This is a genomic window from Halalkalirubrum salinum (assembly GCF_005543295.1).
Classification (GTDB): domain Archaea; phylum Halobacteriota; class Halobacteria; order Halobacteriales; family Haloferacaceae; genus Halalkalirubrum; species Halalkalirubrum salinum.
In genome coordinates this window covers 100,456-126,566 of record NZ_SRSG01000059.1, presented here as the reverse complement: position 1 = coordinate 126,566, position 26,111 = coordinate 100,456, and the positions used below count along the sequence as shown (strand labels likewise).

Sequence of the window (26,111 nt, the reverse complement as noted above, 5' to 3'; positions counted from 1 at the left end):
AGCGTGAAATTACCGACAGTATCTCACCCTTAGGAACCGGTAGTGTCGCGTTTCAGCGACAACTACCAGCAGCTAGTGATGTAATTCTTAAGGATTATGACGAATCGGACGTTTCGTTGCCATTTCCGTTCCCGGTGTCCGTTTCGTTGCCATTTCCGTTCCCGGTATCCGTCTCGTTGCCGGTTCCGGTGTCCGTTTCGTTGCCGGTTCCGTTCCCGGTGTCCGTTTCGTTTCCAGTGCCGTTATCCGTGTCCGTTTCGTTGCCGTCGCCATTTCCGTTCCCGGAGTCCCCCTCGTCGTCTGGCATGTCGTCCTCACCGTCAGACGTTTCATCGTCCTCGTCATCTGCGTCCTCTTCCGCATCAACAATGAACTGTCCGGCAAGTTCAAGAACCTCTGCCCGTGATCGGGGCTCGTCGATTACGTCTGGGAAGCTGGTCTGGCCGGTCAGTGTCCGCAGGAACGAAGCGTGCCGTGCCTCGACGCTGTGGATCCCGAGCGCCGGCGCAACCAGATCCTCGTTTTCGATGTACGGTGCCGCGCCCGCGTAGGCAGATACTCCGATATCTTCGAGTTGGGCAGCCGTCCCGAGGAACGCCATCGGGTACTCTACTGCCAGTCCGAAGTCAAACTCGGGTTCCTCAACCGGTTCTCCATCGAGACTCTCAATAGCCTCAACGAGCGTCTCGACGTGGGATTCCTCGTGCTCTTGAATCGTACGGAGTTCGCTGTACGCATTCTCGCCCAAATAACTGTCCTCTTCAAGCGCTTCGCAGTTACAGAGCGCATCCTCACCGATGTTGTCGAGGCCCTCCTGATAGAACCGCGCCTCAAGGTACTCGAGCGTCAGGGCGTAGTTGAGGATCGCCACATCGTCCTCAAACTCCGACTCGGGTACTTCCTCATCGCCGTTTTCTTCGCCGTTCTCCTCGTTGTCTTCGTCATCTTCGTGCTCATCTGCGAGCACAGATCCAGTAAGTGCGCCTCCAGCCGCCAGGACGCCTACTGTCCCGGCAACGAACTGCCGTCGTGTGTTGTTGAACGTACTCTTCAATGACCGTTCGCTAGTGTCTTCGCTTGGATGTACCACAACGCTCCCTATGGCCAGGCGCTGTATCGTTATATATGAGTTTTTGAAAACCCGATCGGCTTACCAAACACAGCGATATTGTGTTACACATTATCTGGGTGAATGCGCGTGTACCCGTACTCCTGCGGTAAGGTCGAACAGTCCAAAGTAATCTAATAAAAACACGTAGGCATACGGTCCGCCACCACACCACGATCGCCGCCAACGTCAGCAGTCCCCACGATCGACGCACGCGCGATAGTTATCAAACAGCCCCTCAGCATCGACATCCGCAAACGAGTATTGTGAGGAGTGCCACTCAAAATCCTCGATCAGCCGATCGCGAAGGGACGCGGTGATTTCGGGGTGAAACTGCACCGTCCAGAGGGGAGCCGATCGGTGTCGCGTGCCGTAGATCTGACAGTGCTCGGCCGACGCAATCACGTCCATTTTCGCACCTGCCTTCGTGACGTGATCGCCGTGAAGCGAGACGACGACCGATTCGATTCCCGAAAAGAGTGGATCGCTGTCGAGTTCGGCCTGGACGAGTGTCGCGTCGGTTCCAACGTGTTCGACGCGCCCACCGAGAGCAGCGTTTGCGATCTGGTGGCCGAAACACACCCCGAGTGTGGGGATCTGCCGATCGACGAGTTCGCGGACCAGCGCTTTTTGTTCGTCGATCCACGGATGCCGATCGGCCTCGTACACGCCGGCGGTGCTGCCTGTCAGCACGACGCCGTCGGCGTCATCCAGTGAAACGCGCTCGCCAGCGGGGTAGTCGACCTCGATTGCGTCGGGGAACCGAGCGGCGAGTGCATCACAGTGATACTCGTGGTCCGGATCGACCTCGTTTCTCACGACGTATAGCTGCGGTCGATCGGACGTTTCGAGGGACATGCTCGACTGTTTCGGCTCGATCGGCCTGTACGTTTCGGCGATCGGTCACTCCTGTGGCTTGACGAGCACCTTGATCGCCTCGCGCTCGTCCATCATTCGGTAGCCCTCTGCGACCTCGCTGAGGCCGATCGTCTCAGTGAAGATCGGGGAGGGATCGAGCGTCCCGCCAAGGATGTCTGCCATCAGTTCGTCAGCGTATGCGCGGACGGGCGCGACGCCGCCGCGGAGTGTGATGTTGTCGCCAAACAAGCCGAAGACATCCAGTCCTTCGGATTCGACGCCGTACGGGACGCCGACGTAGCCGATCGTTCCACCTGGCCGGGCGACCTCGATCGCCGTGTTCATCGCGCTCGCCGCGCCAACACACTCCATCACGTGATTTGCGCCGCCGTAGGTGAGCGCTGTGATCCGATCGATCGCCGCGTCACCGCGCGCAGAGACAGTCTCGGTTGCGCCGAATTCGCGGGCGATCTCAAGTCGGTCCTCGTGGTGGCCGACCGCAATGATCCGTTCAGCCCCGAGCCGACGAGCGGCCAGCACACCACACAGGCCCACCGCCCCGTCGCCGATCACAACTGCGGTCGAACCAGCCTCGACACCTGCGCTCACGGCGGCGTGGTGGCCGGTTCCCATCACGTCTGTGAGGGGGAGGAGCGATCGAAGCACGCCCTCGTCGTCGGCGTAGCGATCAGGGACGCGGACAAGCGTTCCGCCAGCGTGCGTCGAGCGGACGTACTCGCCCTGCCCGCCGCCGTTATCGCCGCCCCACGAGTCGCGGTTGACACAGGAGGTGTGCAGTCCCTTCCGGCAGAACTCACAGGAGCCACAGGAGATCGCGAACGGCGCGAGCACGCGATCACCCGGCGCGACCGAGACCACATCGTCGCCGACCGACTCGACGATTCCCATGGGTTCGTGGCCGACCGGAGTGCCTGGATCGCGATCGCTGTCGCCGCGATAAAACCACAAGTCAGAGCCGCAGATTGCGGTGTGGGTCACGCGGACGATCGCGTCGGTCGGCGACTCAATCGTCGGTCGCGGTCGGTCTTCGACGCCAATCTCGCCGGGGCCATGAAAGATAGCAGCACGCATATCCAATCGTTCGGTCGAGTCTCGCAAAAACACGCCGTTCCCGGAAGTTAAGGCTGCGTGTGGTCAACCGTGCCACCTCGACAGAGCGGAGCAATGCGTCTACTCGACAGAGCGGAGCAACGCATCGATGTCTTCCTCGAACGTTTCGGGATCAGTCGAGAGCGCCTCTTCGGTGTCACTGTCGAGTACGTCTCCGACTTCGACGGGTGCGTCTTCGATCGTCTCTTCGAACGGTTCGACGAGCGGGTCGGTGGGATACGCACCGCCAGCGAGTAACACGTCAGTTCCGTCGTGCCATACACCCACGTGAGCGGCGATCTCGATCTCGTCGTCGAACGACTGAGAAAGTCCGCCGAACGAGAGTTCGCCAGCGACCGGATACGTCCCCGAAAACTCGAACAGTGTGGCTTCGTGTCCTGTGTCGACCTCGATCGTCCGCGTATCGGCTGTATCGACGTTCTCGATCCCGCTATTTTCGAGCTCGGCTCGGAATGCCTCCTCGGCGGCGGTTTCGACTTCTGTCATGATACGATCGCGGCCGACACCAAACGGAAGCGAGTCGATCGCTGGACGGAGGTCGATCCGGGTCGTGAAAAACATGACTGGCGACCCTTCGGCGTCAAGCGTTTCGGCGATCGATTCGGCCACGCTTACGTACTCGTAGACTGTCGATCGAGACAGCGCCTGGACGGTGATCGGGCCGTAGGACTCTTCGAAGACCTGGTCGTTTGATTCGTCGACTACCCGCCACTCGTCGTCGATCCGATCGTCGGTCACGGTCGGCGCCGGGACCGCCCCCTCACGTGTTCCCAGACACCCGGCAGCAGCGACGGCACCGGCGGTTGCACCAGCGGCTAACAGCTGTCGACGGCGATACAATTTATCCATATCCATGAATGTCTACACGATAATATATACTTGTTGGGATAGCAAGTAAACAGCGTTAAACGGGTCCGAGCGGTACTACACCCATGCAACACGTCACGATTCCGCAGGACCGGATCGGCGTCCTCATCGGCGAGGGTGGTGAGACGATGCGGGAAATTGAATCCCGCGCGGAGGTCCGTCTCGACATCGATTCGGAATCTGGCTCCGTCGCGGTTGAATCCGTCGGCGATCCCGTCACGGCGCTTGACGCACCCGATATCGTCCGGGCAATCGGGCGCGGTTTTAAACCTGAAACCGCCTTGACGCTTCTGGACGGCGATCTGCGGATGTTCGATCTGATCAAACTCGACGCCCAGACCCGAAACAAAAACGACCTCCGTCGACAGAAGGGTCGGCTGATCGGCGAGAACGGTCGTACCCGAGAACTGATGGAGGAACTCACCGGCGCACACGTCGTGATCTACGGCTCAACCCTCGGGATTATCGGCGACCCTGAAGAAGTTGAGGCGGTTCGACAGGCGGTTTCGATGATCCTCGACGGCGCGCCGCACGGTGCCGTGTACTCGTTCCTCGAACGCAAACACAACGAGCTCACAGGCGGGCCCGATCTCGGACAGCCTCGATAACGTATCCGGCGATTGGATCTAGTCAATACATACCATACATAGATGCCTATCCATGCCATAGGTAACCACGCCCACGTATGGCGATTAGCGAACCATTTTTCGAAGCTTTTTTATAGAAGCACAAACAATCGGTGAGTGATTATGTCTCAGCGACAGCGGATGGGCAACCAGCCCATGATCGTACTCTCGGAGGACAGCCAGCGCACATCCGGTAAAGACGCGCAGACAATGAACATCTCCGCGGGCAAGGCCGTCGCGGAGTCGGTCCGCACCACGCTCGGACCGAAAGGAATGGACAAAATGCTCGTTGACTCGGGGGGATCGGTCGTCGTCACGAACGACGGCGTTACCATCCTCAAAGAGATGGACATCGACCACCCGGCGGCGAACATGATCGTCGAGGTCTCCGAGACCCAAGAGGACGAGGTCGGCGACGGGACCACGTCCGCTGTCGTCATCGCCGGCGAACTCCTCGATGAGGCAGAAGACCTGCTCGATTCGGACATCCACGCGACAACGATCGCGCAAGGGTTCCGACAGGCCGCCGAGAAGGCCAAAGAGATCGTCGAGAACGAAGCGATCGACGTCGGCACCGACAACCGCGAGGTGCTTGTCGAGATCGCAAAGACGGCGATGACCGGCAAGGGCGCCGAAGGCGCGAAAGACCTACTCGCCGATCTGGTCGTCGACGCTGTCTTGGCCGTGCAGGACGACGACGAGATCGACACCGACAACGTCAATGTCGAGAAGGTCGTCGGCGGCTCGATCGACACCTCCGAGCTCATCGAGGGTGTCGTCGTCGACAAAGAGCGCGTTCACGACAACATGCCATACGGCGTCGAGGACGCCAACGTGGCCGTTTTCGATGGCGCACTCGAGATCAAAGAGACCGAGATCGACGCCGAAGTCAACGTCACCGATCCCTCCCAGCTGCAGGAGTTCCTCGACCAGGAGGAAGCCCAGCTCAAGGAGATGGTCGATCAGCTCGTTGATGTCGGCGTTGACGTCGTCTTCGTTGGCGACGGGATCGACGACATGGCCCAACACTACCTCGCCGAGGAGGGCATCATCGCGGCCCGCCGCGTCAAGGACTCTGACCTGAAGGCACTCGCGCGATCGACCGGCGCTCGCGTCGTTGCCAACCTCGACGACATCACCGAGGACGACCTCGGCTTTGCGGGCTCGGTCGCCCAGAAGGACATCGGCGGCGACGAGCGGCTCTTCGTCGAGGACGTCGAGGACGCAAAGAGCGTCACCCTCGTCGTCCGCGGCGGCACCGAACACGTTGTTGACGAGGTCGAACGCGCGATCGAGGACTCCCTCGGCGTCGTTCGCACCACGCTCGAAGACGGCAAGGTTCTGCCCGGCGGCGGCGCAGCTGAGACCGAACTCGCTCTGCAGCTTCGCGACTTCGCAGACTCTGTCGGCGGTCGCGAGCAGCTCGCTGTTGAGGCGTTCGCCGACGCGCTCGAAGTCATCCCACGGACCCTCGCAGAGAACGCGGGTCACGACCCGATCGACTCGCTCGTTGATCTGCGCTCGCGCCACGACGCCGGCGAGTTTGGTGCGGGCCTCGACGCGTACAGCGGCGACGTGATCGACATGGAGGCAGAAGGCGTTGTCGAGCCGCTCCGTGTCAAGACCCAGGCGATCGAATCGGCCACCGAGGCAGCCGTCATGATTCTCCGAATCGACGATGTCATCGCCGCGGGCGACCTCCGCGCGTCGACTGACGACGATGACGACGACATGCCAGCCGGCGGCGGTATGGGTGGTATGGGCGGTATGGGTGGCATGGGCGGCATGGGCGGCGCGATGTAAGCGCGGCCACACGAGCCTACACCACACCCTCATTTCGCGTATCGGTTTTCAATCGTCGGCCTACGACGCACACGCGTCAGTTCCGATCGAATTTTTTGCAGGCTACTCCTCGAAGCGGGAGCTACAGCGCTCGTGATTACAACATGTGTAGAAAAGGCGGGACTGCTCAGACAGCCGTCGCGATCTCGGCGTTCGCTTCGATATTTTCCCAGACCGCCTGCATCCGATCGCCGGTGAACGAAACGAGTTCCTCGACATCCCCGGCTGCCTCGGCATCCGCACAGCCGAGATCGCGGATCGCCTTCGTCGCCGAGACGTGGTGGACATGGACATACGGATCGTCTGGGCGCTCGTAGACGACTGTCGTACACGGAAGCATCCCAGCGAGCGTCTGGTCGATCGCCAGCGCGTCGCGAGCGATCTCCGGGTGACAGACGACAAGTAACGCGGTCCGTTCAACTTCCTCTCCGAGCATCCCCGCGATCATCTCATCAAGTCGCGTGAGTTTGACGGTCTCAAAGTCCGCGAGTTCGTGTTCGAGCTGGACGAAGGGGACTGCATCCTCAAACGGCATATCGAGTGTAAGATGCATCGCCTCCTCAGCGGTGGGTGAGCGATTGCTACCCGAAACCGATTGGTCACTCATACTTGTTCTGTCTCGTTTGTGAATATAAACGTTGATGTCGATCGACGCGCCCCCACGCGGTGTCAACCCAGACAGTCGTTATTCTCAGTCATCTCAGACTGCTGTAATTCTCAGTCATCCCTGACTGCTGGTGTTTCGAAGCGATCCCTACAGATCGTCGTCGGCCAGTTCCTGCTCGGCGACGATCGCGTACGGATCAAGCCCGTTTCGGATCCCATCGAGCAGCCGAAACGCGTCATCCGGTGCGAGGAAATGTCGACAGACGGCTCGCCCCAGCAGTGTCGGCGCAAGGCCATCAATGAACTCCCACTCCAACAGTCGGCCGACGGCTCGAGTCGTGTCTATCTCGCCGAGCATTCGGTCGTTCAGTCGCTTGGCCTTCTTGCCGGCGACGACGATATTCGCGAGCGTCTCTTCGCCGGCGGCGTGATCGTCGTAGACGTTTTTGACGTCCTCCATCTCGCCTTTCAGGAGTTTGAACGCAACCTCGTCTTCTGTCATCTCCATCGAGTTGTGGTACGAACAGTCCGGCTCGACGAGCATGTAGACGGTGCCGCGATCATGGTAGTCCGGCCGGCCGGCCCGTCCGAGCATCTGGCTGAACTCCTGTACGGAGAGCCATTCAATCCCCATCGCAAGCGTGTCAAAAATCACCTGCGAGGCGGGGAAGTCGACACCGGCCGCCAGCGCTGCGGTCGTGACGACCGCCGCGAGATCCTGGTCGGCAAACTGTCGTTCGACCTGCTTTCGGCGCTTATAATCGAGCCCAGCGTGATACGGCGCGGAGCTGTACTGCAGCTTTCGGCTAATCTCGTGGCAGCGACGTCGGGAGTTAGTGAAAATGATCGTCTGCCCGCGGTAGCCTTTCGAGGATTTCGTGTCGAACTCGCGTTTGACCAGCCGGTTTTCGATGCGGGTCTTCTCTAAGGCGTCTGCGAAGGTGACGTGACGATCGATCGGCACGGGCCGCTCTTCGAATTCGATCAGCGTCGCCTCCAGCTGTCGCGCAAGCCACTCCGGATTGCCAACCGTTGCTGACAGGTAGATCCACTGCGCGCCGTCATAGCCGTCCGATCGGGCCGAACGCCGCTCAGCGTAGTACTTCAGCCGCGAGATCAGCCCGTCGAGGCGGTGGCCACGCTCAGGCTCTTTCAGTGTGTGCACCTCGTCAATGACCACGGTACCAATGTCCCCGAGATTTTTTCCGGTTCGTAGCGCGTGGTCGATCCCCTCATACGTGCCGACGATCACGTCCGCGCTCGGATCAAAACTGCTCCCCGAGCCGCTGATCCGGCTCGCGCCGACCCGGATCGTCACGTTGAGACCAAGCTGGCTGTACCGATCGGTGAAATCCTCGTGTTTCTGATTCGCAAGGGCAACGAGCGGCACGAGGAACAGCAGCTTTCCGTTGCCCTTCAGCGCACGATCGATCCCTGCAAGCTCACCGACGAGCGTCTTGCCGGTTGCGGTCGCACTCACGACCAGCTGATCGTTACCGTCTAACAGTCCGTTGCGGACAGAGAGACTCTGGACGGGCAACAGCGAGTCGAAGCGATCTTCGAGCATCGACTGGAGCTTCGGATGGAGATCGAGATCACTCGTTGGATACGGATCGACGTCCTCTACCGTCGCCGAAATTTCGTCGAACTTCGTGAGCTCGGGGTCGAGTTGGCCCGAAAGGAGGTTGACGATCCGCTCGAGATCCTGCACCTCAAACAGGAGGTCTTCGAGACGCTCCTGGGCTGCGGCTGTGAACTCTCCTTTGTACGAGAGTTCGCGTTCGAGTTCGCGGGTTGCACAGTCTGGACAGATGTACTCGTGATCAGTCGCGATCGCTGTCTCGTCAGTGATCGGTGAGTACCGCCCGTTGCGCGCACAGAGCCGGCACGTCCGGACGACGAGCGCCTCCAGTTGGTAACCATCCAGTAGCTCCTGTAGCTCGTTTCGACCCGTTGGAGAGGTCTGCTGGGAGATTCGGATCCGATCGGCGTTTCTGGCCAGTTCGACGAACTCTTCGGGTCGACGCGGCTCTTCGGTCGAGCCCTGTTTTTTTTTGAACTTTCCAGGCCGCGGCCCGGCACTCGTCTCTTTGACGTCGAGCTGACCGCGGAACACCCGATCGCCGTCCTGCATGACGACGACCTGGTAGTTGTCGCGGGCTTCGTGGAGGAACAACGTTCCGACGCGTGCGACCTGCTGAGACACGATCGATCGTACGCGAAGCGGGTATTTCAGATGTTCGGCTCTTTACGGCTACGGGATGCGGTGACAGGGGCTAGCCGGCTATTTTACGCGACAGAAATCGGCGTCTGCTACTTGTCGACGACAGCGATCGAATCCTCGCCGTTCGGAACCGCACACAGAAACGATCCCTGCGTCTCCGATTCGTTGCGATACCAGTGAACTGTCCCAGCGGGAACGAAGATTGAATCGCCGGCAGCGACAGTCTGTTCTATCTCTTCGCCAGTCTCGGGATCGCGAAATCCGACAGTGTACGTGCCCGAGAGGACATGTTGTTCGTGTTCAACCGCGTTCGTGTGTTTCGGCACCTCAGTGGACGGATCGATCGTAAATCGGCGAATCGCAAAGGTCGGTGCGCCGTCGGATTCGTCGATCAACACGCCTTTGCGTAGTCCCTCGGCGGCGTCAACTGTCTCGTAGTCGATCTCGTCGGCCCCTCTGACAAATGCTCCCGAAGGGGTGTCCGTGTTGTCCATGTAGAGATTATCGGACGGGCCGCGCTTAAGAGGATGGGACGAGAAGATTCAGGCATGCGTGGAATACGGATCGGAACCGCGTTCGGCATTCCGATTCAGCTCAACTGGACGTTCCTGTTGATCCTCCCGATCTTCGCGTGGATCATCGGGGGAAGTATCGGACAGATTACCGAGCTTCTGACCCTCGCATTTGGGACCTCCCTCGATGCTGAGGCACTGTCGACCGGAAACACTCGGTGGCTCCTCGGTATCGGCGCAGCTGTGGGGCTGTTTTTTGGCGTGTTGCTCCACGAGTTCGGCCACTCACTGGTCGCGATGCGGTATGGCTTCGAGATTGAGTCGATCACACTCTGGCTGCTCGGCGGCGTCGCGAGCTTCCGTGAGATGCCCGAAGACTGGAAACAGGAGTTCAACATTGCGATCGCCGGGCCGGTCGTGAGCGTGCTCGTCGGGATTATTTCCTACGGTGGGTTTGTACTCACCCCAACAGGGCTCCCCGAAGCGAAGTTCGTGCTCGGCTATTTGGCGTTCATGAACGTCGCCCTCGCGGGGTTCAATATGCTTCCAGGCTTCCCGATGGACGGTGGTCGCGTCCTGCGGGCACTGCTCGCCCGCAATCGCCCACACGCAAAGGCAACCCAGCAAGCTGCCGAGGTTGGGAAGATATTCGCGTTTTTGATGGGGATCTTTGGACTGTTTACGTTCCAACTATTCTTGATCCTCCTGGCGTTTTTCATCTACATGGCTGCCTCTGGAGAGGCCCAGCAGTCCACGCTCAAAGCGGCGTTTCAGGACATCACGGTCGGGGACATCATGACGCCCGGAGCAGAGCTACAAACGGTCGATCCCCGGACGACGGTTGCTGAACTCCTCAACCGGATGTTCCAAGAGCGTCACACGGGCTATCCAGTACTGCAGAACGGCGACCTCATCGGAATGGTAACGCTTGACGACGCTAGGACGGTCCGTGAAGTCGAACGCGACGCCTACATCGTCGAAGAGATCATGTCGAATGACATCGCAAGTGTCACGCCCGACGCCGATGCGATCGTCGCGCTACGGACCATGCAAGAACACGATGTCGGCCGATTGCCCGTCGTCGACGCCAACGGCGAGCTGGTGGGTATCCTCTCGCGAACCGACCTCATGACGGCGTTCAACATCATCCAATCCGGCGGCAGTGTGTCGTTACTCCAGCGGAACGATCCCGGCTCACTCACGTCGATCCGGTGATTGTGCGGACACCAATAAAAAAAGCGATCAGCTAATTTTGGGACGGGCACATATCCTCCTGACAGTGCTACGTACGAAGGTGACTTCAACCGGCAAATATACAGAGAAGGAATCCAACAAAATCGGAGACAGCTAGATTGGGCTGCCGTTTTCCAACCGATCGCGGCCCACCCCAAATCAGGCCCCACCGTGGCGATCTGTATCCGCCGTACTGCTGGGCAATGTCAACAGAGGTGGTTATTTTGCTCATCCTCATTCTTGCCGTACGATACCGAGATCGTGTTTCACACCGTCAACAAATATTGTTCCATCATGCGTTAGTCGCACCTGGTGGTCGGAGACACGAAACGTGAATTCCCAGACGCCCTCATCCATGTCGGCTAATTTCTCCAACACGTTGGGATCGATATAGTCCGCAAGGATAACATCGACTGCTGATGGATCGCGCTTCTCTGCGTGGGCTATCGCTTCGATCACCGCAACGACGATACTACTGTCTGGTGTCAGAGTACAGTTCCTCATAGATCTCACAGCCGGTGATCAGCGACTGAGGAAACCGACCGATCGACTCGTGGATGAGCATAAAAAGCACTTCGGCCTCCTCAAAACGGGGTCCACGTTGGACACAGAACGGGTCGCGCTCCCAGCGGACGTAGCCGGCGTCGGCCAGTTTCGGGAGATGGTGGTGTTGGAGGCGGATACTCGCTTTCTCTGGGTCCCACGACGACTCAGGCGTCATCGCAGCCTCCGGGAGCGGGATTCGTCTCTCACCTGGCACATCGCACAACGAGTAGAGTATCATTCGGCGCTCCTGAGAGGCAAGAGCCTCGTGGAGCAGATTCCATCGATCGATCGCGGATCCGTCCCATCTGGATGAATCAATTACCATGTGTCTGTACAAAATGTGAAATGAATTAAATGTTGGTGCGGAACGTATTTTATGCAAGATGCTTTCACGGGACGACTTACAGCGTTTAAAACGAGTTTTTTATCATCTGTGTCACCCGCCAAACGATCCAGCGCGGACTGTGTCGCTATTTTTCATTAAAAGCCGAGAGGGGAAGCAAAATTGGAACAAAAACACAAAACAGACTCTCACGCGATCGCACTTGACAACACGGTCCGATCGATCGCACCGAACTCCGCCTTCCGGTGACACGAGCCACACAGCGAGATCAGATTCTCAAGATAATGTGCGTCCTCGACGGTCGTTACCGGCGTTTCGACGAACGCACGAACGGGAACGATGTGGTGAACGTCAGGATTTCGGCCTAACTCCTCGGCGGTCGCCCCACAGTGTTGGCAGGTATAGTCGTCCCGCTCGAGTGCCCGACGGCGGACGCGAGTCCAGGATGAGCCGTAGGAGCCGATCGTTCCGCCCTTCCAGTGTGGATGATCTTCGCCGACGTAGGTTTCGGCGATCCAGTCGCCGCGGCACTTGTCGCTGCAGAAGACGCCGTGTTCGCCGACGTTGCTCGGGTACCGCTTCACGGGTGCGTTGCAGGTTTCACACTGGAGATCGAGTTTGCCGCCGTTCCAGCGTGGGTGTTTTTTTCCACGCAACTCCGGTATATGTCGCCACTGCGCCGTCTCAACACAGTCGGAACAATACAATCCTTTCTTTGCAGACGGATAATATTCGAAAGATGCGCCGCAAATAACGCAGTCAGTGGTCTCTTTTCCACCGCGGTAGTTCGGATTATTTTCGCCAGCACGCGATACTGCACTCTGATAACAATCTTCTGAACAGTATGTTTTCTGATAGTCCGATCGGAACTTTGTTCCACAGTGCTCACAGGTTCGGTTTGGAAGTTTCTCGTCGTGAACTCGTGTGTGATGTACTGAGAGTCCTCGATGTGTGCTGTACTGCTTGTTGCAGGAGGGGCAATCAAACGGCACAAATATAGATCGCGGGATACTTATCTAGTGGTTTGGATATCGGAAAATACTGCTGTAAATTCGAATTGGTGACAGTCTCGTAGGAGAATTAGTGTCAGATATTTTATATAGTCCGGATGCGGAAATCGAATCCACTTCTCAGCCTCCACAAGGCTGAAGGATAACCATTACCCCAATCCGGACACGCAATTTGATCTACTGCGTCAGACTGTATATTCGTTACGACTCCGATCGCCACTGCCGCAGACTCACACACTCCGCCCTCACACGGCACACACCGATCGCCTCTGTGTCGACATCCGATCGCCAACAAAATCGATACACGATCGCCACGCAACCCACACGCACCGTTCCGCGGCGCTTTTGTCGTCCGATCGACTACGTCCAACTACCTGTGGCCATCACCGACAAGATCTACGTCAAGAATCACCGCCAGATCGCCTCCCAGTTGGAGACGGGCTTCCCGAAGAGCGCCTTCGCTGGAGCGACGCTTGACGTGTTATTCACCGGAGAGGGCCTCTCGAAGCTTGACAGCGCGACTCGCGATCGAGCGCTCGATTTTGCCGAGGACTTTCTGGACTGCGACTGTCAGTCGAATCCCTACTGTGGCTGTGCGGAGCGCAAGTTCATTTCCTACCTGCTCGAGTTGCGTGCACAGGGGTTGGGGCCGGACGCGATCGTCGACGTCATGGGCGACGAGTACATGCTGTATGCGTACTCTGGAGATATCCTCTCGTTTCTCGATCAATCCGTCCGGACGCTCGAGGCCGTCGAGACACTCGCTGATGTGGAAGGCGATCGGAAGATGTCCGAGCGGGCACGTCGAGCAAAGCGCGAGCTAACCGGCTGATTCGGCGCGTCGATCGAGACAAGAAATTGCCACGGTCAGCCGAGCTGGTAGGGCTGATCGCCGTCGTCCCCATCGAGTTCTTCGAGGAAGATGACCTCCTCGTCGCGATCCATCTCGGCGAGCTGTTCTTGTAAGTAGTTCACGTACGCCTTGTGCTCGTCGAGTTGTTCACGGAGGTGTTCGGCTTCCAGCTCTAACCGCTCATGCTCGCGAACGAAGCTCTTTGGGACCTCCACCCGCGGCGGGAACGGCTCGGCGTCTTCGTCCTCGACGGCCTCGTAGTCGTTTTCGGGCACGACTCGGACTCGGCCGTCGTGGGCAACGAGCGAGTCGACGTAGTCGCGGAACACCGCCGACAGCGACAGGTCGCGCGCTTCGGCGATCTCTCTGAGTCGCTCGAAGGTGTCCTCGTTGACGCGAAAGGAGATTGTCTTGTTTTTGTTGCCCATCTCACCAGAATATGTCGGGCAATCGGTTTAAACGTTCGTCAGACAGACTGCCTGCGGATACGCCTCAAATCGATTCATGTGTCCCGGCATCAGCGTCAGCGTCAACATCTGACTCTTCGTCGAGGCTTTCCAGCGCCGACAACGCCATCGTCTTGTACGACTCGAGGTCGAGTTCATACTGCTCGGCGGCCATCCGGCCGTACTCGTTGGCCTCGTCGTCGGCGTGCTCGATCCGTTCGAGCGTCTGCTGGGCCGTCTCTGTGACCCACCGATCGCGGGTGTCGTCGTCGACCTCGGTGATCGATTCGGGTCGCAGCGAGACGTTCACTGTGCCGTCGTCGGTTTCGTACGTCCGTGGCTTGCCGACGATCGACACGTAGGCAGGCGACTCCAGTTCACGCAGCGTGCTCGCGGCCTCTGGTTGGTACTGGCCGGCGTACACAAAGAACGTCCCCGTCGGGTCGACGATCCGGCCACGCCAGTACTCGCTGTCCTCGCCGACATCCTCGGTCTCGGTGAGCGTCCCGACGACGAACACCCGGTTGGCGCGTTCACCCGTCGGTAACAGCAGGTACAGCGGGGCGCGATCGTCGTCAGACTCTTTGAACGTGTAACTCGCGTCGTTGAACTCACGAGCGAACACGCGCCGAGCGACCTCTCGGGTCGGCACGGATTCGTCTTGGGCGCTCATTTAGATCGACCTCGCTTTGATGAGCGTCTCTTCATGATCTGTCGGCGCACCTAGGCGTTCGAACTCGTCAGCGAGCACGTATCGGCTGAGCGTTGGCCCAGTAATTCGATAGTACCGTCCGAGCAGCGCGCCGCGCATCTCGTCGGCGACGATTGACGTGTCGAGCGCGTCCATTGCCATCGACTTTGCTTCCTTGAGTTCGATGCCAGTGAGCTCCTCGGTTCGCTCGCGGTTGAAGATCACCTCGTGCACCGCTGTGCCATCATCGAGGACGGCTTTGATTCGGAGGTCGAACTCGCCGTCGACGTTGCCGTGTTCCGAACACCGACCATTCTGGAGCACGCGGGTACAGCCCTCTTCGGGGCAACGCTTGATTAGCCCCGAGCCCGATTGGATGTCGACCATCGCGCCCTCGACTTCGATCGCATTGTCGCCGACCTCGATATCCTCCTCAAGTTCGGTGATCGTGGTCGTGCGGTTGAGCTTCACTGAGTACCGTCCCTGGTACTCGTCGGTCACCACGTTACCCAGTCGGTAGACGGACCCCTCTTCGAGCAACGGTAACTCGGAGGTCGAAAACGAGACGAACTTGATCGTTCCCGACTCGTCACCGAGGAGTCCGACCTGCGAGATCGCCTCGCTGCCGGGTTCCCAGAGATCGACGACCTTCGCGGTGATGTCCACCCACTGTTCGTCCTCCTCGATGTCGTTCACGAGGACTTCCTCGGTGCCGCCTGCGGAGATCTCTTCGCGATCGAGTCCGGCCTCGTTGAGGTAGCTGTTCGTGACGCTTCGTCGGGCCTCGTCGATCGGTACCTTGTACTGCGTGACGAGGTTGTCGAGTTTCTCCTCGACCTCGGCTTCGGATACGTCTAAGTGGTCTGAGAACTGTGCCGCAATCTCGGCTGCGTGTGTCTGCAATTCGCTCATGGTCTCACTGCCTCCGCGGTGTTTTTCAATGGGAGACATATGACGGTTGGAGCCTCATCGCATAAAAGGTACCGCAAGGACAGTGAAAGTGAAACTCGACGACGTTCCGACGAGCCACGAAAACACCCCGCTCCTGGGCAACGGACCTATGTCGATCCAGCCCAAATCCGAACCGATGAGCGATCGGATCGGCAAGTTCCTCCGCGATCGAATCCGCGAGGCCGGCCGTGGGTACGAGCGGGCCAAACACGCCTACGTCGACGGAAAGACCAACGATCCGAGCGGATCGGATCCGACAGCGCGGCTGCCAGTCGACGACGCCGGCCGATCGAAGATTGTCTGCCGCCGCCACGCCGAGCGGCGAGCAGTTCCGGTCGACGAGGCCGGCCGACCCGCCTGCTACGACGCCGATCATCCAGACTGTCAGGGCTGTGTCGAGGATATCAACGACGGCTCGATCGAAGTGTGGTGAGCGCCACAGTCTGCGTGCAGGCCGATTCGGGAGGCTACTTTCGGCTTGCGTCCACGTCGATCGCGTCGACCGGACAGATATCAACACAGAGCATACAGTCGATACACTGATCCTCGCGGGTTGGTTCAACCTTCTTTTCGCTCTCGGGGTGGTCGGGCGTCTCGACCCACGTGAACACGTCCACCGGACAGTTTTCCAGACAGGCCCCGTCGGCCAAACAGATGTCATAGTCGACCGCAACGTGAGTGCCGTGAATGCCAAGCTTCTCGGGTGGTTCGATCGGTCCCCACACGTCGACATCTGAATCGAACTCGACACCCGCCTCGGTGAACTTCAGCAGATCCTCGTCGTCGGCTCGGTCGCGGTTCGCGTCGAAGTTCGGATCAATTCCCATCAGCGGTACTCGGGCGGACGGATACTTAAGCGCCCGCGTTCGTGCTGTCCTCGATCGCCGCACGTTCGCGTGTCATTGTATCTGCGTCGGTAAGCGATCGGACGTACTCGGTGAAATTGTCGAAAATAACCTTCGCCTCGCAGGCAGCCGCGTAGTTCTCGGGCGTGATCTCTTCGAGGGTCTGTGCAACCCGATCGGCCGCAATTCGCTCTTTTTTCCCCTCGGTTACCGTCCGAGCGGTCTGCATGTCGTACTCAGGGTGGAACTGGACGCCGAAGCAGTGCCCGCGGCGGAACGCGTGAATGCCATACTCGTTTTGGGCGATCGCCTGTGAGCCTGGCGGCAATTCAACGACTGCGTCGCCGTGAGTCGTAAAGGCGGTGAACTCACGCTCCAGTCCGTCAAACAGTTCGTCATCGGTGAGCCGTTCGATCGTGTTGTAGCCGATCTCGAAGCCATCCATTGCCGCGACGTGGCCGCCGAGCGCTTCTGCGAGCACCTGATGGCCGTAACAGACCCCGAGAATTGGCAAGCCATGATCGGCTGCATCAGCGACGTACTCGACCAGCGGGTCGATCCACGGCTCGTCCCAGTAGACAGACGATCGCGAGCCAGTGACGACAACGCCGTCGTAGTCAAATCCCCTCGGTCGTTCTCCCTCAGTCACGTTGAATTCGACGAGATCAGCGTCCAGCTCCCGGCGGAAGTTCCGTCGGGTGTTGTCGCCCCCGTGGGCGGCGTTCAACAGCGCGAATCGCGGTTTCATATTATATGCTATGTTCATCTACCGCTCGTGAGTAAATGCCTTGCGGCCGCTACGCGTGTTGGCAGTCTTGTGGGCCAGCGATCGCTCAGACAGCCATGTTGATTCTTGTGGGCCAGCGATCGCTTAGATTCCCGCGTTGATTCTGCAATCCCTGCGATCGCTCAGACAGCCACATTGACTCTGGGAGCCACGGAATCACGTCACTTGCGAGGCGCTTATTCGTGTGCACCGTTTATAGCCGCCGTGTTTATCGGTCACGCCCTCCTCGCGTTTGCGATCGCTGCGGTCTGTGCCAACCGGTTCGGTTGGTCAAGCGAGCGGTCGCTCGCCTTCGGCGTCCTCGCAGGGGCGTTCGGGGCACTTCCGGACGTCGATATCGTGTACGCGGTTGCGACGGTCGACGCCGGTCAGCTGCTGATCGGGGCGGACCCAACGGTCTTTTGGGCCGCTAGTGAGGGCGTCCACCGCGCAATGACGCATTCGATCGTGATTGCGGCCGTTGCCGCACCCGCGTTCGCGCTGCTCGTCTCTCGAGGGGCTGGGCATCAGTCGATCGACAGGAGCCGCCTGCTCGGGACCGTTACGCTTGGAGGGCTTGTCGTCGTCGCAACCGCTGTGAGCGGGCCGGTCGGCGCACTCGTGATGAGTGCGTTCGCACTCGGCGGCGCAGCGATCGCGATCGCCGCACGACGACGAACCGACCTGTCGCCGCTAGCAATCGCACTTGCGGCGATCATCGGGCTCGCGAGCCATCCGTGGGGCGATCTGGTCACTGGCGAGCCGCCGTGGCTCCTGTATCCGTTCGACGTCGCCGCCGTTGGCACGCGGGTGATGTTGCACACCGACCCGACGCTGCACCTCCTTGCAGCGTTTTCGATCGAGCTTGCGATCATCTGGGCGGCCGTTCTCGCGTTCGCACACGTCGCGGGTTGGTCGCTGTGGATCCACTCGGATCCGAGCGCGTCGATCGGGGCTACCTACAGCCTCGCGGCGATCGTACTGGTCCCGCCGACACTCGAAGTGTCGTATCACTTCGTGTTCTCGATTCTCTTGGTTGGCATCCTCTGTGGGACGGTGTCGTGGCTACGATCGAAACGGCGATCGCCACGTGGCAGATCGCTTCGCTCGATGCGGACGAAGTTCTTCATCGGGTGGTCGACCCCGGCGTTGACCGCTATTGTTACGGCGCTTGCCGGCACGACGATCGCCCTCGTCGGGTACGGAGCCGCCTACCTCGCGCTGTGATCGCTTGTGCAGTGGCGCATAGCTCTCTTGACCGGCCGATTTACCTGTTTCGGGTGGCTACCAAGCGCGTATGAGTGCGATCGACAACGTTCTCGCCGACAGCCGCCGGAACGCGGCGCTCTCGTGGCTGGTGGTGCTCGTGCTTCTTGCTGTCTGGTCTGGTGAGGTCTTGACGGGTCGGTTCCTCTGGTCGGCGTTCTCGTTGGTCGTTACAGCGTTGGCGATCGTCCCGCCGATTGCGTACCGATCGTGGTACGTGATGCTTCCGTGGGAGGTGCTTGTACTGGCAGCGCTGCCGGTGTTAGGATTAGCGATTGGAACCGAGCTGTTCACCGGTCCGGTGTGGACGTACCTGGCAGTCGCGGCGATCGGACTCGTGGTCGCGGTCGAATTACAGTCGTTTACTGCGGTCCGGTTCTCGACAGGTTTTGCGATCATCCTCGTGGCCGCCTCGAGCATGGCTGCCGCGGGCCTGTGGGCGCTCGTTCGCTGGGGGTTCGACGTAGTCTTTTCGCGACCATTCGTGATCACAAACGAGGCGTTGATGCTCGAGTTCTTCTACTCGATGATCGCAGGAATCGGTGCAGGGCTGATCTTCGCGGGGTATTTTCGGCGGTTCGTCTCTGCAAGGGACCGGCTCCCGTCGTCGGTGAAATCCGAGATTTTCGAGGAATCATGACCCGATTTGGCTCTCTTCGATTGTCCAAACGACGACAGCAGCAGCTCTCATACGGTATGGAGCTGTGTCTGGTCGGATTGTTTTTCATCGGGCTCGAACGCGGCAGCATCGGAGTGATCGTCAACTCGATCGTCGCACTCACCGTTACGCAGCTCCCGAAGATTCTTGAGCGTGACTATGGGTTGCCGATGGACCCGAGACTGACGCTTTGGATCACGAGCGCCGCCTTTTTGCATACGATCGGTACCGCCGGCATTCCCGGCGCCAACGTGAACCTCTACGTGCAGATCTGGTGGTGGGATCATATGACTCATGCACTGTCGGCATCGGTTGTCGCCGCTGCCGGCTACGCGACTGTGCGGGCGATGGAACTACACTCCGACACGGTTCATATCCCGCCGAGGTTTATGCCGATCGTCATCCTGATTTTTATTCTTGCGTTTGGCGTTCTCTGGGAGCTACTTGAGTTCACTCTCGTGATCGTGTCTGGGGCAGTGGGGCTGCAGTCGGTGTTGATCCAATACGGCGCAACAGACACGCTCAAGGACCTCCTTTTCAACAGCATCGGCGGACTCATCGTCGCGATCTGGGGCGGAATCTACCTCACGGATTTCTCTGCGAGTCTCGCTGCGCGGTTCGGTGCCGACTGACAGTTGTTCTCGGTGTGACCGGCAGTCACTCATCGCTGGCCACGAGAAAGCCAAACAGCCGATCGGCCACCGCCTGTGGTTGCTCGATCTGTGGAAAGTGACCAGCCCCATCGACGCCGAAAAACTCTCCGCGAGGAAGTGCGTCGGCCAGCGAGCGGCCAGCCTCAATCGGAACGATCGCGTCCTCGCTGCCGTGGACGACGAGCGTCGGCACAGTTACCTCGTAGAGTGGCCCGGGATCGTACGTTTCGAGCGCGGCAACGAGGTCGTCCCACACACTGAGCGGCGCATCTTCGTCGGCGCGCATGTTGACGATGTCGTCGATCGCAGTCGGTGTCTCTTCGGCGAAAGTAGCTGAGACGGCCGATCGGGTCGTCTCCCGAATCGCCGTCTCGTCATCGGGAGATGCACGGAGGTGGCGGAGATCGTACGCGTCGCCGGTGCTCGCAGCACCGATGAGAGTAAGCGATCGCACTCGGTTCGTGTCCGCGGCCGCCTGCATTGCCGTCGCCGAGCCGAGCCCACAGCCGATGAGATGTGCCCGCTGGACGTTTGCCGCCCGGAGCACTTCGACGAGGTCGGCGACGAGATCATCGATCGTGAACGGACCCGTTGGTGCGCTCGATCGCCCACAGCCGCGAGTGTCGTAGGCGATCGTCCGAAATGGCCCCGTTAGTGCGTCGTGTTGCCAACTCCACGCCCACACGCCGAGGCCGATCTCGCCAAGAAAGACGACCGGATCATCCGCGCGGTCAGTACGCTCGTCGATACCGTCGCTGGCCTCGTAGTACAGGGTTGCACCGTTCGATTGGACCGTTGGCATGGAAGCGAAGTGCTGTGCGGGGCTATGCGTCGAGGAGACGCGCGAGCACCTCTTCGGCGCTTTCGAGCGCGTCATCGAGCGCGTCAACGTCCGGCCCTCCCCCCTGTGCGAAGTCTGGCGGGCCACCACCACCGCCGCCAACCATCGCGGCAAGTTGGCTTACGACCTCGCCGGCGTTGATTCCAGATGCTTCCGGTGCGCCAACCACGAACTGTGCACTGCCGCCTGCACCGGAGCCAAGCACCGCAACGGTTCCATCGTCGACGATCGCGTTCGCCATCGCCCGCAGCTCATCGGGATCGCTGTCGACACGGCGAATAACGACTGGCGTGCCGTCGATCGTCACCTCGTCGTCGCCGCTTGCGGCTCGGGCGGCCGCAAGCTCTTCGGTGAGTCGGTCAATCTCCTTGCCCCGAGCTTTCCACTCGGTGAAAAAGCGCTCAGCAGTCTCTGGGACATCGAGTGGATCAACGTCCAACACGTCCGCGGCGTCGTAGAGCGCGTCTTCGGTTCGCTGGGTGGTTTCGATCGCTGCATCCCCGGCTGCGAAGACGATCCGCTCGACGCCATCCTGAACGGGTTCTGTTTTCAGGATCTTGATCGCGCCGATATCGCCGGTCCGATCGACGTGGGTTCCACCACAGGCCTGGACATCGTCGCCGACGTGGATCAGCCGGATGTTCGTTCCCGGCGGGATACCACCCTGATAGAGGTCAAATCCGTATTCAGCTTCGGCGTCGTTTCGGTGGGGCCACTCCTGGGTAACAGCAATGTTCTCACGAACGATCCGGTTTGCGACCGCCTCGATCTCTTTTATTTCTTCGCGGGTGATCCGCTCGTAGTGGCGAACGTCGAGCCGCGAGCTTGTCGTCCCTTTTTGTGCGCCGGCCTGTCGAATGTGCTCGCCGAGGGTCTGTCGGGCTGCGTAGCCGATAACGTGCGTCGCGGTGTGGTGTCGCATGAGTTGGCGGCGGCGATCGCCAGCAACGTACCCGCGGACGAACTCGCCGGTGCCGGGGTCGCGATCGGTCCGATGCAGGATCACGTCGTCGACGAGCTGGACATCTGTCACCTCGGCGGTGACGTCGTCGGTGACAAGTGTCCCGTGATCGGCCGGTTGCCCACCGCCTTCGGGGTAGAACATCGTCTGGTCGAGCACCACGTCGTAGCCATCCTCGCGCTCGAAGACGTCGAGCACGACGGCCTCGAACTCCGTGCGCTGTTGGTTGTCGTAGTACAGCTTCTCTGTCTCGGGGAGGTCTGCGACGCGATCGTCTTCCTCCGTCCGGCTTGCGGCTCCGCCGGCGTCGTCGTGTCTGGCAGCGACGAGCGAGTGGAAGTCGTCGGGAATCTCGACGGTGGCACCCCGCTCTTCGGCGATTTCTTCGACCATGTCCGGCTGGATGCCGTGGGAATCATACAGCTCGATCAGTTCGTCGAGCGGAATCGCCTCGCCGCTTGCGGCGTACTCGTCGGCCAGCGCCTCGACTTTCCGGCCGCCGCGTTCGAGCGTTTTTTCGTATTTTTGAACCTCACTTCGGACGATTTCGCGGATCGTGTCGCGATTCTCGTAGCCGAGGCGTTCGGCCTGCATGTCGACCAGTTCGTCGAGCGGCGCGTCGACTCCGACGCTCTCGACGAGCCGTTTCGTCCGCCGAAGCACCATCCGAGCGAGGTAGCCAGTCGAGACGTTCGAGGGGACGATGCCATCGCCGAACATGTACGCGAGCGTCCGGCAGTGGTCAGCGATCGCGTAAATGTCTTCGAGCGGCTCCATCAGCGCTTCGAGCTCATCGACCGGCACGTCGAGCTTTTCGGCGATGTCACCGCGAGCAGATTCCATGTCCTCTGCTTCGTCAATGTCCATCCGCCCGGCGAGCTTAGCGGCGCGATGGATGAGTTGCTCTTCCCCGTCAGTGTGTTCGATTCCAGCGTGATTTTTGAGGAACCTGATCGTCTCGGGATAGACGGCCTCGTACACGGTCGGTGTTCCCTGGCTCATCCAGGTCCACCGTTCGAGCCCGTAGCCGGTGTCGACGATGTAGGTGTCCATGTACGAGTAGCGGTTGCCGTCTTTCATCTCGTACTCGCCGTCTGGGTCCTGTTCCATGCACATGAAGACGAGGGTGGCGAGTTCCGCGCCGCGGTAGATGACCTCGATCGCTGGCCCGGCGTTGCCGCCGCCGACCCACGGATCTTCGATGTAGGTGATCTCTTCGAGATCTGCCCCGAGTGATTCGAACAGCCCGTCACAGTAGCGAACCGTCTCGCTCTTCCAGTACACCTCGCCCTCGTAGGCGTACTCGTCGTCTGCGTCCTCACGAACGTTGAACGCGTGGTGGGCCATCATCTCGAAGGCCATCGTGTGACGGCCGGTTTTCCCGACGTTGTCGATATCCTGCATCCGGATACACGGCTGGGAGATCGCAAGCGGGTTCGCCGGCGGCGGCGTCTGCCCAGAGGTGACCAGCGGCTGGAAGTCGTAAATCGACGCCTGTGTCAACAACACATCGTCACGCCAGCGGTTTGCCGCGACTGGGTAGGGGTCGATGCGAGTATGGCCGTTGTCTTCGAAGTACGAGAGGAACGCCTCGCGCATCTCGGTGAGCGAGAACGACTCGTCGAAGCCCGGGTTGTCGATGAAACTGTAGTCCTCACAGGGCGGTTCTCCGCAGAGCTCGCGATCGTGATCACGAGTCCAAAAATGCGCTCCACAGGAGGAACACTCCTTTCGTTCGAAGCCTTCCTCCGCGAAGTACTCGAGGCGATATTCCTCCGCTAACGTGCTCATTATCTCTCTTTGGCTCATCAGCGTGCAAAGAACTTTCGAGGTGACGATCCTCCTGCGCTGGTTCAGCACCCCGTAAGCTGCTCCAATTCTCAACATCGTGAAAGCGGACGAAACGATTATAAACGTTCTTCTCATCGGTCACTCTCGTAAGGGAACCTACATGTCCGATGGCACCACGCGCGTGCTTCTTGTCGCGTCGGAACCAGCCAAACAGCGTCTCAAAACGCAACTTGAGCAGCGCTACACAGTGCTTTCAGCGGACTGTCCGATCGATCGGTCGACGCTCGTTCGCGTTGACTGTGTCGTCACCACAGAGCTGATCAAGACCGATGTCGAGACTCCGATCGTGTACTGTGCGGACACCGACCCGACTGACATTGATCGCACATACCGCATTGACGGATTCACGCGGTTAGACAACCCCGCCGCCATCGTCGACCAGGTCGCGATCCGAAACGATCGCCCCGAGCGGTCCCGCATCGGTGCGCTTCACGAGGCTGCGACGGAACTCGTTTCGACACAATCCCGCGAGGAGTTGTTCGAGCGAACTGCACGCGTCGCAAAGCAGGTGCTCGCGTTTGAGCAGTGTTTTCTCGCGATCGTCGAAGACGACCAGTTCGTACCGAAGATCACCACCCACAGGGACGAAGAGCCCCAACCGCTCGATTATGGAATGATGGGCAAGACGTTTCGGACGGGAAAATCGTCGCTCGTGAGCGATTTCACCGCGGACACCGAGGCGAATCCGACGCACGGAACGTACCGATCGGGAATCAGCGTCCCGATCGGCGAGTTCGGCGTATTTCAGGTGATCTCGACCGAACCGGACGCGTTCACCGAATGGGATCTCGAGCTGACTGAACTGCTTGTCGGATACGTGACCGCGACGCTATCGCGGATCGAGTCGGAGGACGCACTCCGTGAAAGCCGCTTTCGAATCGAGCGGCTCCAAAGCGGTGCCGCCGAGCTGGCGACGATCGCCGACGAGCAGACTGCCTTCGAGAAGATGGCCGAAATTGCCGAAGAGATCCTCTCGCTCGCTCGCTGTGCAGTGATGCGCGTAGAGGGCGAGTACCTCGTTCCTGCCGCTTACTCGTCGGATGCCGAACCTGACGACGCGCGGCGGATGCACATCAGCGAGGGGCTCGCCGGGTGGACCCACCGGACCGGCCAGTCGAAGATCGTCGAAAGCGTCTCCGAGTCCGAGAAGTCCGAACCAGCCAAAGACGAGTATCGTTCGGGGATCAGCGTCCCGATCGGTGAGTTTGGTGTGTTCCAGGCGGTTTCGACCAGCACGGCTGATTTTGATCAGCGAGACCTCGAACTCACGGAGTTGCTCGCGATGCACGTCCGCGAGACGATCGAGCGAATCATCAGCGAGCGAAAACGAAACGCCGAACACGATCGGCTCGCGGCGCTGTTTGCGAACATCCCGGATGCGGCTATCGCCTTCGAATTTGTCGACGACGAACCGATCGTCCGACGGACGAACGCCGCCTTCGAGGAGACGTTCGGCTACCCGGAATCAACAGTTCGCGGCGAGAGCATCGACGACTACGTACTGCCGGCCGACGGGCAGGCGAACCGCGAAGAGGCCGATCAATTCAACCAGAAACTGCAGTCCGGTGAGAGTGTTAAAGCCGCGGTCACTCGCCAGACTGCCGACGGTCCCCGACACTTTTTGTTACATGTGATCCCGCTGCAGTTGGGTGAGGCGAACGTCAGCGGCTACGCAATATACACGGATATTACAGAACAAAAACAGCGCGAGGAGGAGCTTCGAACCCAAAACGAACGACTTGACGAGTTCGCCGGGATCGTCAGCCACGACCTCCGAAACCCGATCAATGTCGCGAGCGGCTACATCGAGTTGGCGCTCACCACCGGAAAGACCGACCACCTCACGCAGGCCGCCGAGGCGATCGAGCGGATGGACTCGCTTGTCTCTGACCTACTGTTGCTCGCGCGGAAGGGATCGGCGATCAACGAGGCCATTCCGGTCGACTTAGAGACGATCGTACGGCGGGCGTGGGCGAACGTGGAGACCGAAGATGCGACGCTTTCGGTTACGGATTCGATCGAATTCGACGCCGATCCCGGCCGGATCACTGAGCTCTTTGAAAATCTCGTTCGCAACAGCGTGGAACACGGTTCTACGGGCAACCGGGCTCCGCCCGGCGACGCAATCGAACATGCAGGAGCAACTGTCACGGTGACTGTCGGCTCGCTGCCGGATAAAGACGGATTTTTTTTCGAGGATGATGGTCCCGGGATCGATCCCGAACTGCGCTCGAAGGTGTTCGAAACGGGATACACGACCGATAACGATGGGACTGGGCTTGGATTGGCGATCATAAAACGGATTGCTGACGCGCACGGGTGGGACGTGACGATCACCGAAAGCGACAGTGGTGGCGCTCGGTTTGTGTTTCGGTTCGACGATCGGTGAGTGAACCGTCCGCGGAGACAGTTCGTTTTTGTGC

26 protein-coding genes are annotated in these 26,111 nt (G+C 59.7%); 9 read left to right on the top strand and 17 right to left on the bottom strand.

The annotated features are described in order from the left end of the window. Positions 1-94 precede the first annotated feature (94 nt). From E5K03_RS16000 to E5K03_RS15985, 4 genes are all read right to left on the bottom strand, one after another. Complete coding sequence (locus E5K03_RS16000; protein WP_138007813.1) at positions 95-1,090, bottom strand: ferritin-like domain-containing protein; 996 nt, start codon at positions 1,088-1,090, stop codon at positions 95-97. 207 nt (positions 1,091-1,297) lie between these two features. Continuing rightward, complete coding sequence (locus E5K03_RS15995; protein ID WP_138007812.1) at positions 1,298-1,966, bottom strand: type 1 glutamine amidotransferase; 669 nt, start codon at positions 1,964-1,966, stop codon at positions 1,298-1,300. Positions 1,967-2,011: 45 nt separating this feature from the next. Continuing rightward, positions 2,012-3,058, bottom strand: coding sequence for a zinc-dependent alcohol dehydrogenase family protein (locus E5K03_RS15990; protein WP_138007811.1), 1,047 nt, complete (start codon positions 3,056-3,058; stop codon positions 2,012-2,014). Between the two features lie 99 nt (positions 3,059-3,157). Beyond that, positions 3,158-3,946, bottom strand: a complete 789-nt coding sequence (locus E5K03_RS15985; RefSeq protein WP_240730058.1) for a hypothetical protein — start codon at positions 3,944-3,946, stop codon at positions 3,158-3,160. An 83-nt stretch (positions 3,947-4,029) separates the two neighbouring features. Here E5K03_RS15985 and E5K03_RS15980 point away from each other — a divergent pair, with 83 nt between their 5' ends. Both E5K03_RS15980 and thsA read left to right on the top strand, forming a co-directional pair. Continuing rightward, a complete protein-coding gene (locus E5K03_RS15980; protein ID WP_138007809.1) occupies positions 4,030-4,572 on the top strand; it encodes a KH domain-containing protein in 543 nt (180 codons plus the stop codon). A gap of 174 nt (positions 4,573-4,746) precedes the next feature. Next, a complete protein-coding gene (gene thsA / locus E5K03_RS15975; RefSeq protein ID WP_138007982.1) occupies positions 4,747-6,393 on the top strand; it encodes a thermosome subunit alpha in 1,647 nt (548 codons plus the stop codon). Positions 6,394-6,559: 166 nt separating this feature from the next. Here thsA and E5K03_RS15970 read toward each other — a convergent pair whose 3' ends face one another. The 3 genes from E5K03_RS15970 to E5K03_RS15960 all read right to left on the bottom strand — a co-directional run bounded on the left by E5K03_RS15970 (position 6,560) and on the right by E5K03_RS15960 (position 9,756). Next, positions 6,560-7,039 (bottom strand): DUF302 domain-containing protein, encoded by a 480-nt coding sequence (locus E5K03_RS15970; RefSeq protein ID WP_138007808.1) that lies wholly within the window; start codon positions 7,037-7,039, stop codon positions 6,560-6,562. 147 nt (positions 7,040-7,186) lie between these two features. Continuing rightward, the gene (locus tag E5K03_RS15965) at positions 7,187-9,244 is read right to left on the bottom strand and encodes a DEAD/DEAH box helicase (RefSeq protein ID WP_138007807.1); all 2,058 of its coding nucleotides are present in this window, start codon (positions 9,242-9,244) and stop codon (positions 7,187-7,189) included. 107 nt (positions 9,245-9,351) lie between these two features. Then, positions 9,352-9,756 (bottom strand): cupin domain-containing protein, encoded by a 405-nt coding sequence (locus tag E5K03_RS15960; RefSeq protein WP_138007806.1) that lies wholly within the window; start codon positions 9,754-9,756, stop codon positions 9,352-9,354. A gap of 54 nt (positions 9,757-9,810) precedes the next feature. On the opposite strand from E5K03_RS15960, the gene E5K03_RS15955 reads away from it, so the two are divergent. Continuing rightward, positions 9,811-10,989 carry a CBS domain-containing protein gene (locus E5K03_RS15955; RefSeq protein WP_138007805.1) on the top strand — a complete coding sequence of 393 codons (1,179 nt, stop codon included), beginning with the start codon at positions 9,811-9,813 and terminating at the stop codon, positions 10,987-10,989. Positions 10,990-11,241: 252 nt separating this feature from the next. On the opposite strand, the gene E5K03_RS15950 is transcribed toward E5K03_RS15955, so the two are convergent. The 3 genes from E5K03_RS15950 to E5K03_RS17645 all read right to left on the bottom strand — a co-directional run bounded on the left by E5K03_RS15950 (position 11,242) and on the right by E5K03_RS17645 (position 12,552). Further along, positions 11,242-11,466, bottom strand: coding sequence for a HalOD1 output domain-containing protein (locus tag E5K03_RS15950; RefSeq protein WP_138007804.1), 225 nt, complete (start codon positions 11,464-11,466; stop codon positions 11,242-11,244). A gap of 13 nt (positions 11,467-11,479) precedes the next feature. After that, positions 11,480-11,878 carry a DUF7344 domain-containing protein gene (locus E5K03_RS15945; protein WP_138007803.1) on the bottom strand — a complete coding sequence of 133 codons (399 nt, stop codon included), beginning with the start codon at positions 11,876-11,878 and terminating at the stop codon, positions 11,480-11,482. A gap of 206 nt (positions 11,879-12,084) precedes the next feature. Then, a complete protein-coding gene (locus E5K03_RS17645) occupies positions 12,085-12,552 on the bottom strand; it encodes an HNH endonuclease (protein ID WP_240730057.1) in 468 nt (155 codons plus the stop codon). A gap of 730 nt (positions 12,553-13,282) precedes the next feature. Between E5K03_RS17645 and E5K03_RS15935 the strand changes: the two genes are divergently transcribed. Further along, positions 13,283-13,738, top strand: a complete 456-nt coding sequence (locus E5K03_RS15935) for a DUF5814 domain-containing protein (protein WP_138007801.1) — start codon at positions 13,283-13,285, stop codon at positions 13,736-13,738. Positions 13,739-13,773: 35 nt separating this feature from the next. Here the strand turns inward: E5K03_RS15935 and E5K03_RS15930 are convergent, their stop codons facing one another. The 3 genes from E5K03_RS15930 to E5K03_RS15920 all read right to left on the bottom strand — a co-directional run bounded on the left by E5K03_RS15930 (position 13,774) and on the right by E5K03_RS15920 (position 15,808). Then, the gene (locus tag E5K03_RS15930; RefSeq protein WP_138007800.1) at positions 13,774-14,187 is read right to left on the bottom strand and encodes a ribbon-helix-helix protein, CopG family; all 414 of its coding nucleotides are present in this window, start codon (positions 14,185-14,187) and stop codon (positions 13,774-13,776) included. Between the two features lie 64 nt (positions 14,188-14,251). After that, the gene (locus E5K03_RS15925) at positions 14,252-14,878 is read right to left on the bottom strand and encodes an RPA family protein (RefSeq protein WP_138007799.1); all 627 of its coding nucleotides are present in this window, start codon (positions 14,876-14,878) and stop codon (positions 14,252-14,254) included. Beyond that, positions 14,879-15,808, bottom strand: a complete 930-nt coding sequence (locus E5K03_RS15920) for a replication factor A (protein ID WP_138007798.1) — start codon at positions 15,806-15,808, stop codon at positions 14,879-14,881. 175 nt (positions 15,809-15,983) lie between these two features. Here E5K03_RS15920 and E5K03_RS15915 point away from each other — a divergent pair, with 175 nt between their 5' ends. Then, positions 15,984-16,280, top strand: coding sequence for a DUF7091 family protein (locus E5K03_RS15915; RefSeq protein WP_138007797.1), 297 nt, complete (start codon positions 15,984-15,986; stop codon positions 16,278-16,280). Between the two features lie 34 nt (positions 16,281-16,314). Here E5K03_RS15915 and E5K03_RS15910 read toward each other — a convergent pair whose 3' ends face one another. Together E5K03_RS15910 and E5K03_RS15905 are read right to left on the bottom strand one after the other, a co-directional pair. Then, positions 16,315-16,674, bottom strand: coding sequence for a 4Fe-4S dicluster domain-containing protein (locus E5K03_RS15910; protein WP_138007796.1), 360 nt, complete (start codon positions 16,672-16,674; stop codon positions 16,315-16,317). A gap of 25 nt (positions 16,675-16,699) precedes the next feature. After that, positions 16,700-17,440, bottom strand: coding sequence for a type 1 glutamine amidotransferase (locus E5K03_RS15905; protein ID WP_138007795.1), 741 nt, complete (start codon positions 17,438-17,440; stop codon positions 16,700-16,702). A 243-nt stretch (positions 17,441-17,683) separates the two neighbouring features. Here E5K03_RS15905 and E5K03_RS15900 point away from each other — a divergent pair, with 243 nt between their 5' ends. The 3 genes from E5K03_RS15900 (at position 17,684) to E5K03_RS15890 (ending at position 20,014) form a co-directional block, all read left to right on the top strand. Continuing rightward, a complete protein-coding gene (locus E5K03_RS15900; RefSeq protein WP_138007794.1) occupies positions 17,684-18,685 on the top strand; it encodes a metal-dependent hydrolase in 1,002 nt (333 codons plus the stop codon). A gap of 70 nt (positions 18,686-18,755) precedes the next feature. After that, on the top strand, positions 18,756-19,364 hold the full coding sequence (locus E5K03_RS15895; protein ID WP_138007793.1) for a hypothetical protein: 609 nt from the start codon (positions 18,756-18,758) through the stop codon (positions 19,362-19,364). Beyond that, complete coding sequence (locus tag E5K03_RS15890) at positions 19,361-20,014, top strand: hypothetical protein (protein WP_138007792.1); 654 nt, start codon at positions 19,361-19,363, stop codon at positions 20,012-20,014. The genes E5K03_RS15895 and E5K03_RS15890 overlap by 4 nt, the downstream gene beginning before the upstream one ends. Before the next feature lie 25 nt (positions 20,015-20,039). Here E5K03_RS15890 and E5K03_RS15885 read toward each other — a convergent pair whose 3' ends face one another. Together E5K03_RS15885 and alaS are read right to left on the bottom strand one after the other, a co-directional pair. Beyond that, on the bottom strand, positions 20,040-20,837 hold the full coding sequence (locus tag E5K03_RS15885; protein WP_138007791.1) for an alpha/beta fold hydrolase: 798 nt from the start codon (positions 20,835-20,837) through the stop codon (positions 20,040-20,042). 22 nt (positions 20,838-20,859) lie between these two features. Continuing rightward, on the bottom strand, positions 20,860-23,628 hold the full coding sequence (alaS, locus tag E5K03_RS15880) for an alanine--tRNA ligase (RefSeq protein ID WP_138007789.1): 2,769 nt from the start codon (positions 23,626-23,628) through the stop codon (positions 20,860-20,862). Positions 23,629-23,788: 160 nt separating this feature from the next. On the opposite strand from alaS, the gene E5K03_RS15875 reads away from it, so the two are divergent. Further along, a complete protein-coding gene (locus E5K03_RS15875; RefSeq protein ID WP_138007788.1) occupies positions 23,789-26,077 on the top strand; it encodes a GAF domain-containing protein in 2,289 nt (762 codons plus the stop codon). Positions 26,078-26,111 lie beyond the last annotated feature (34 nt).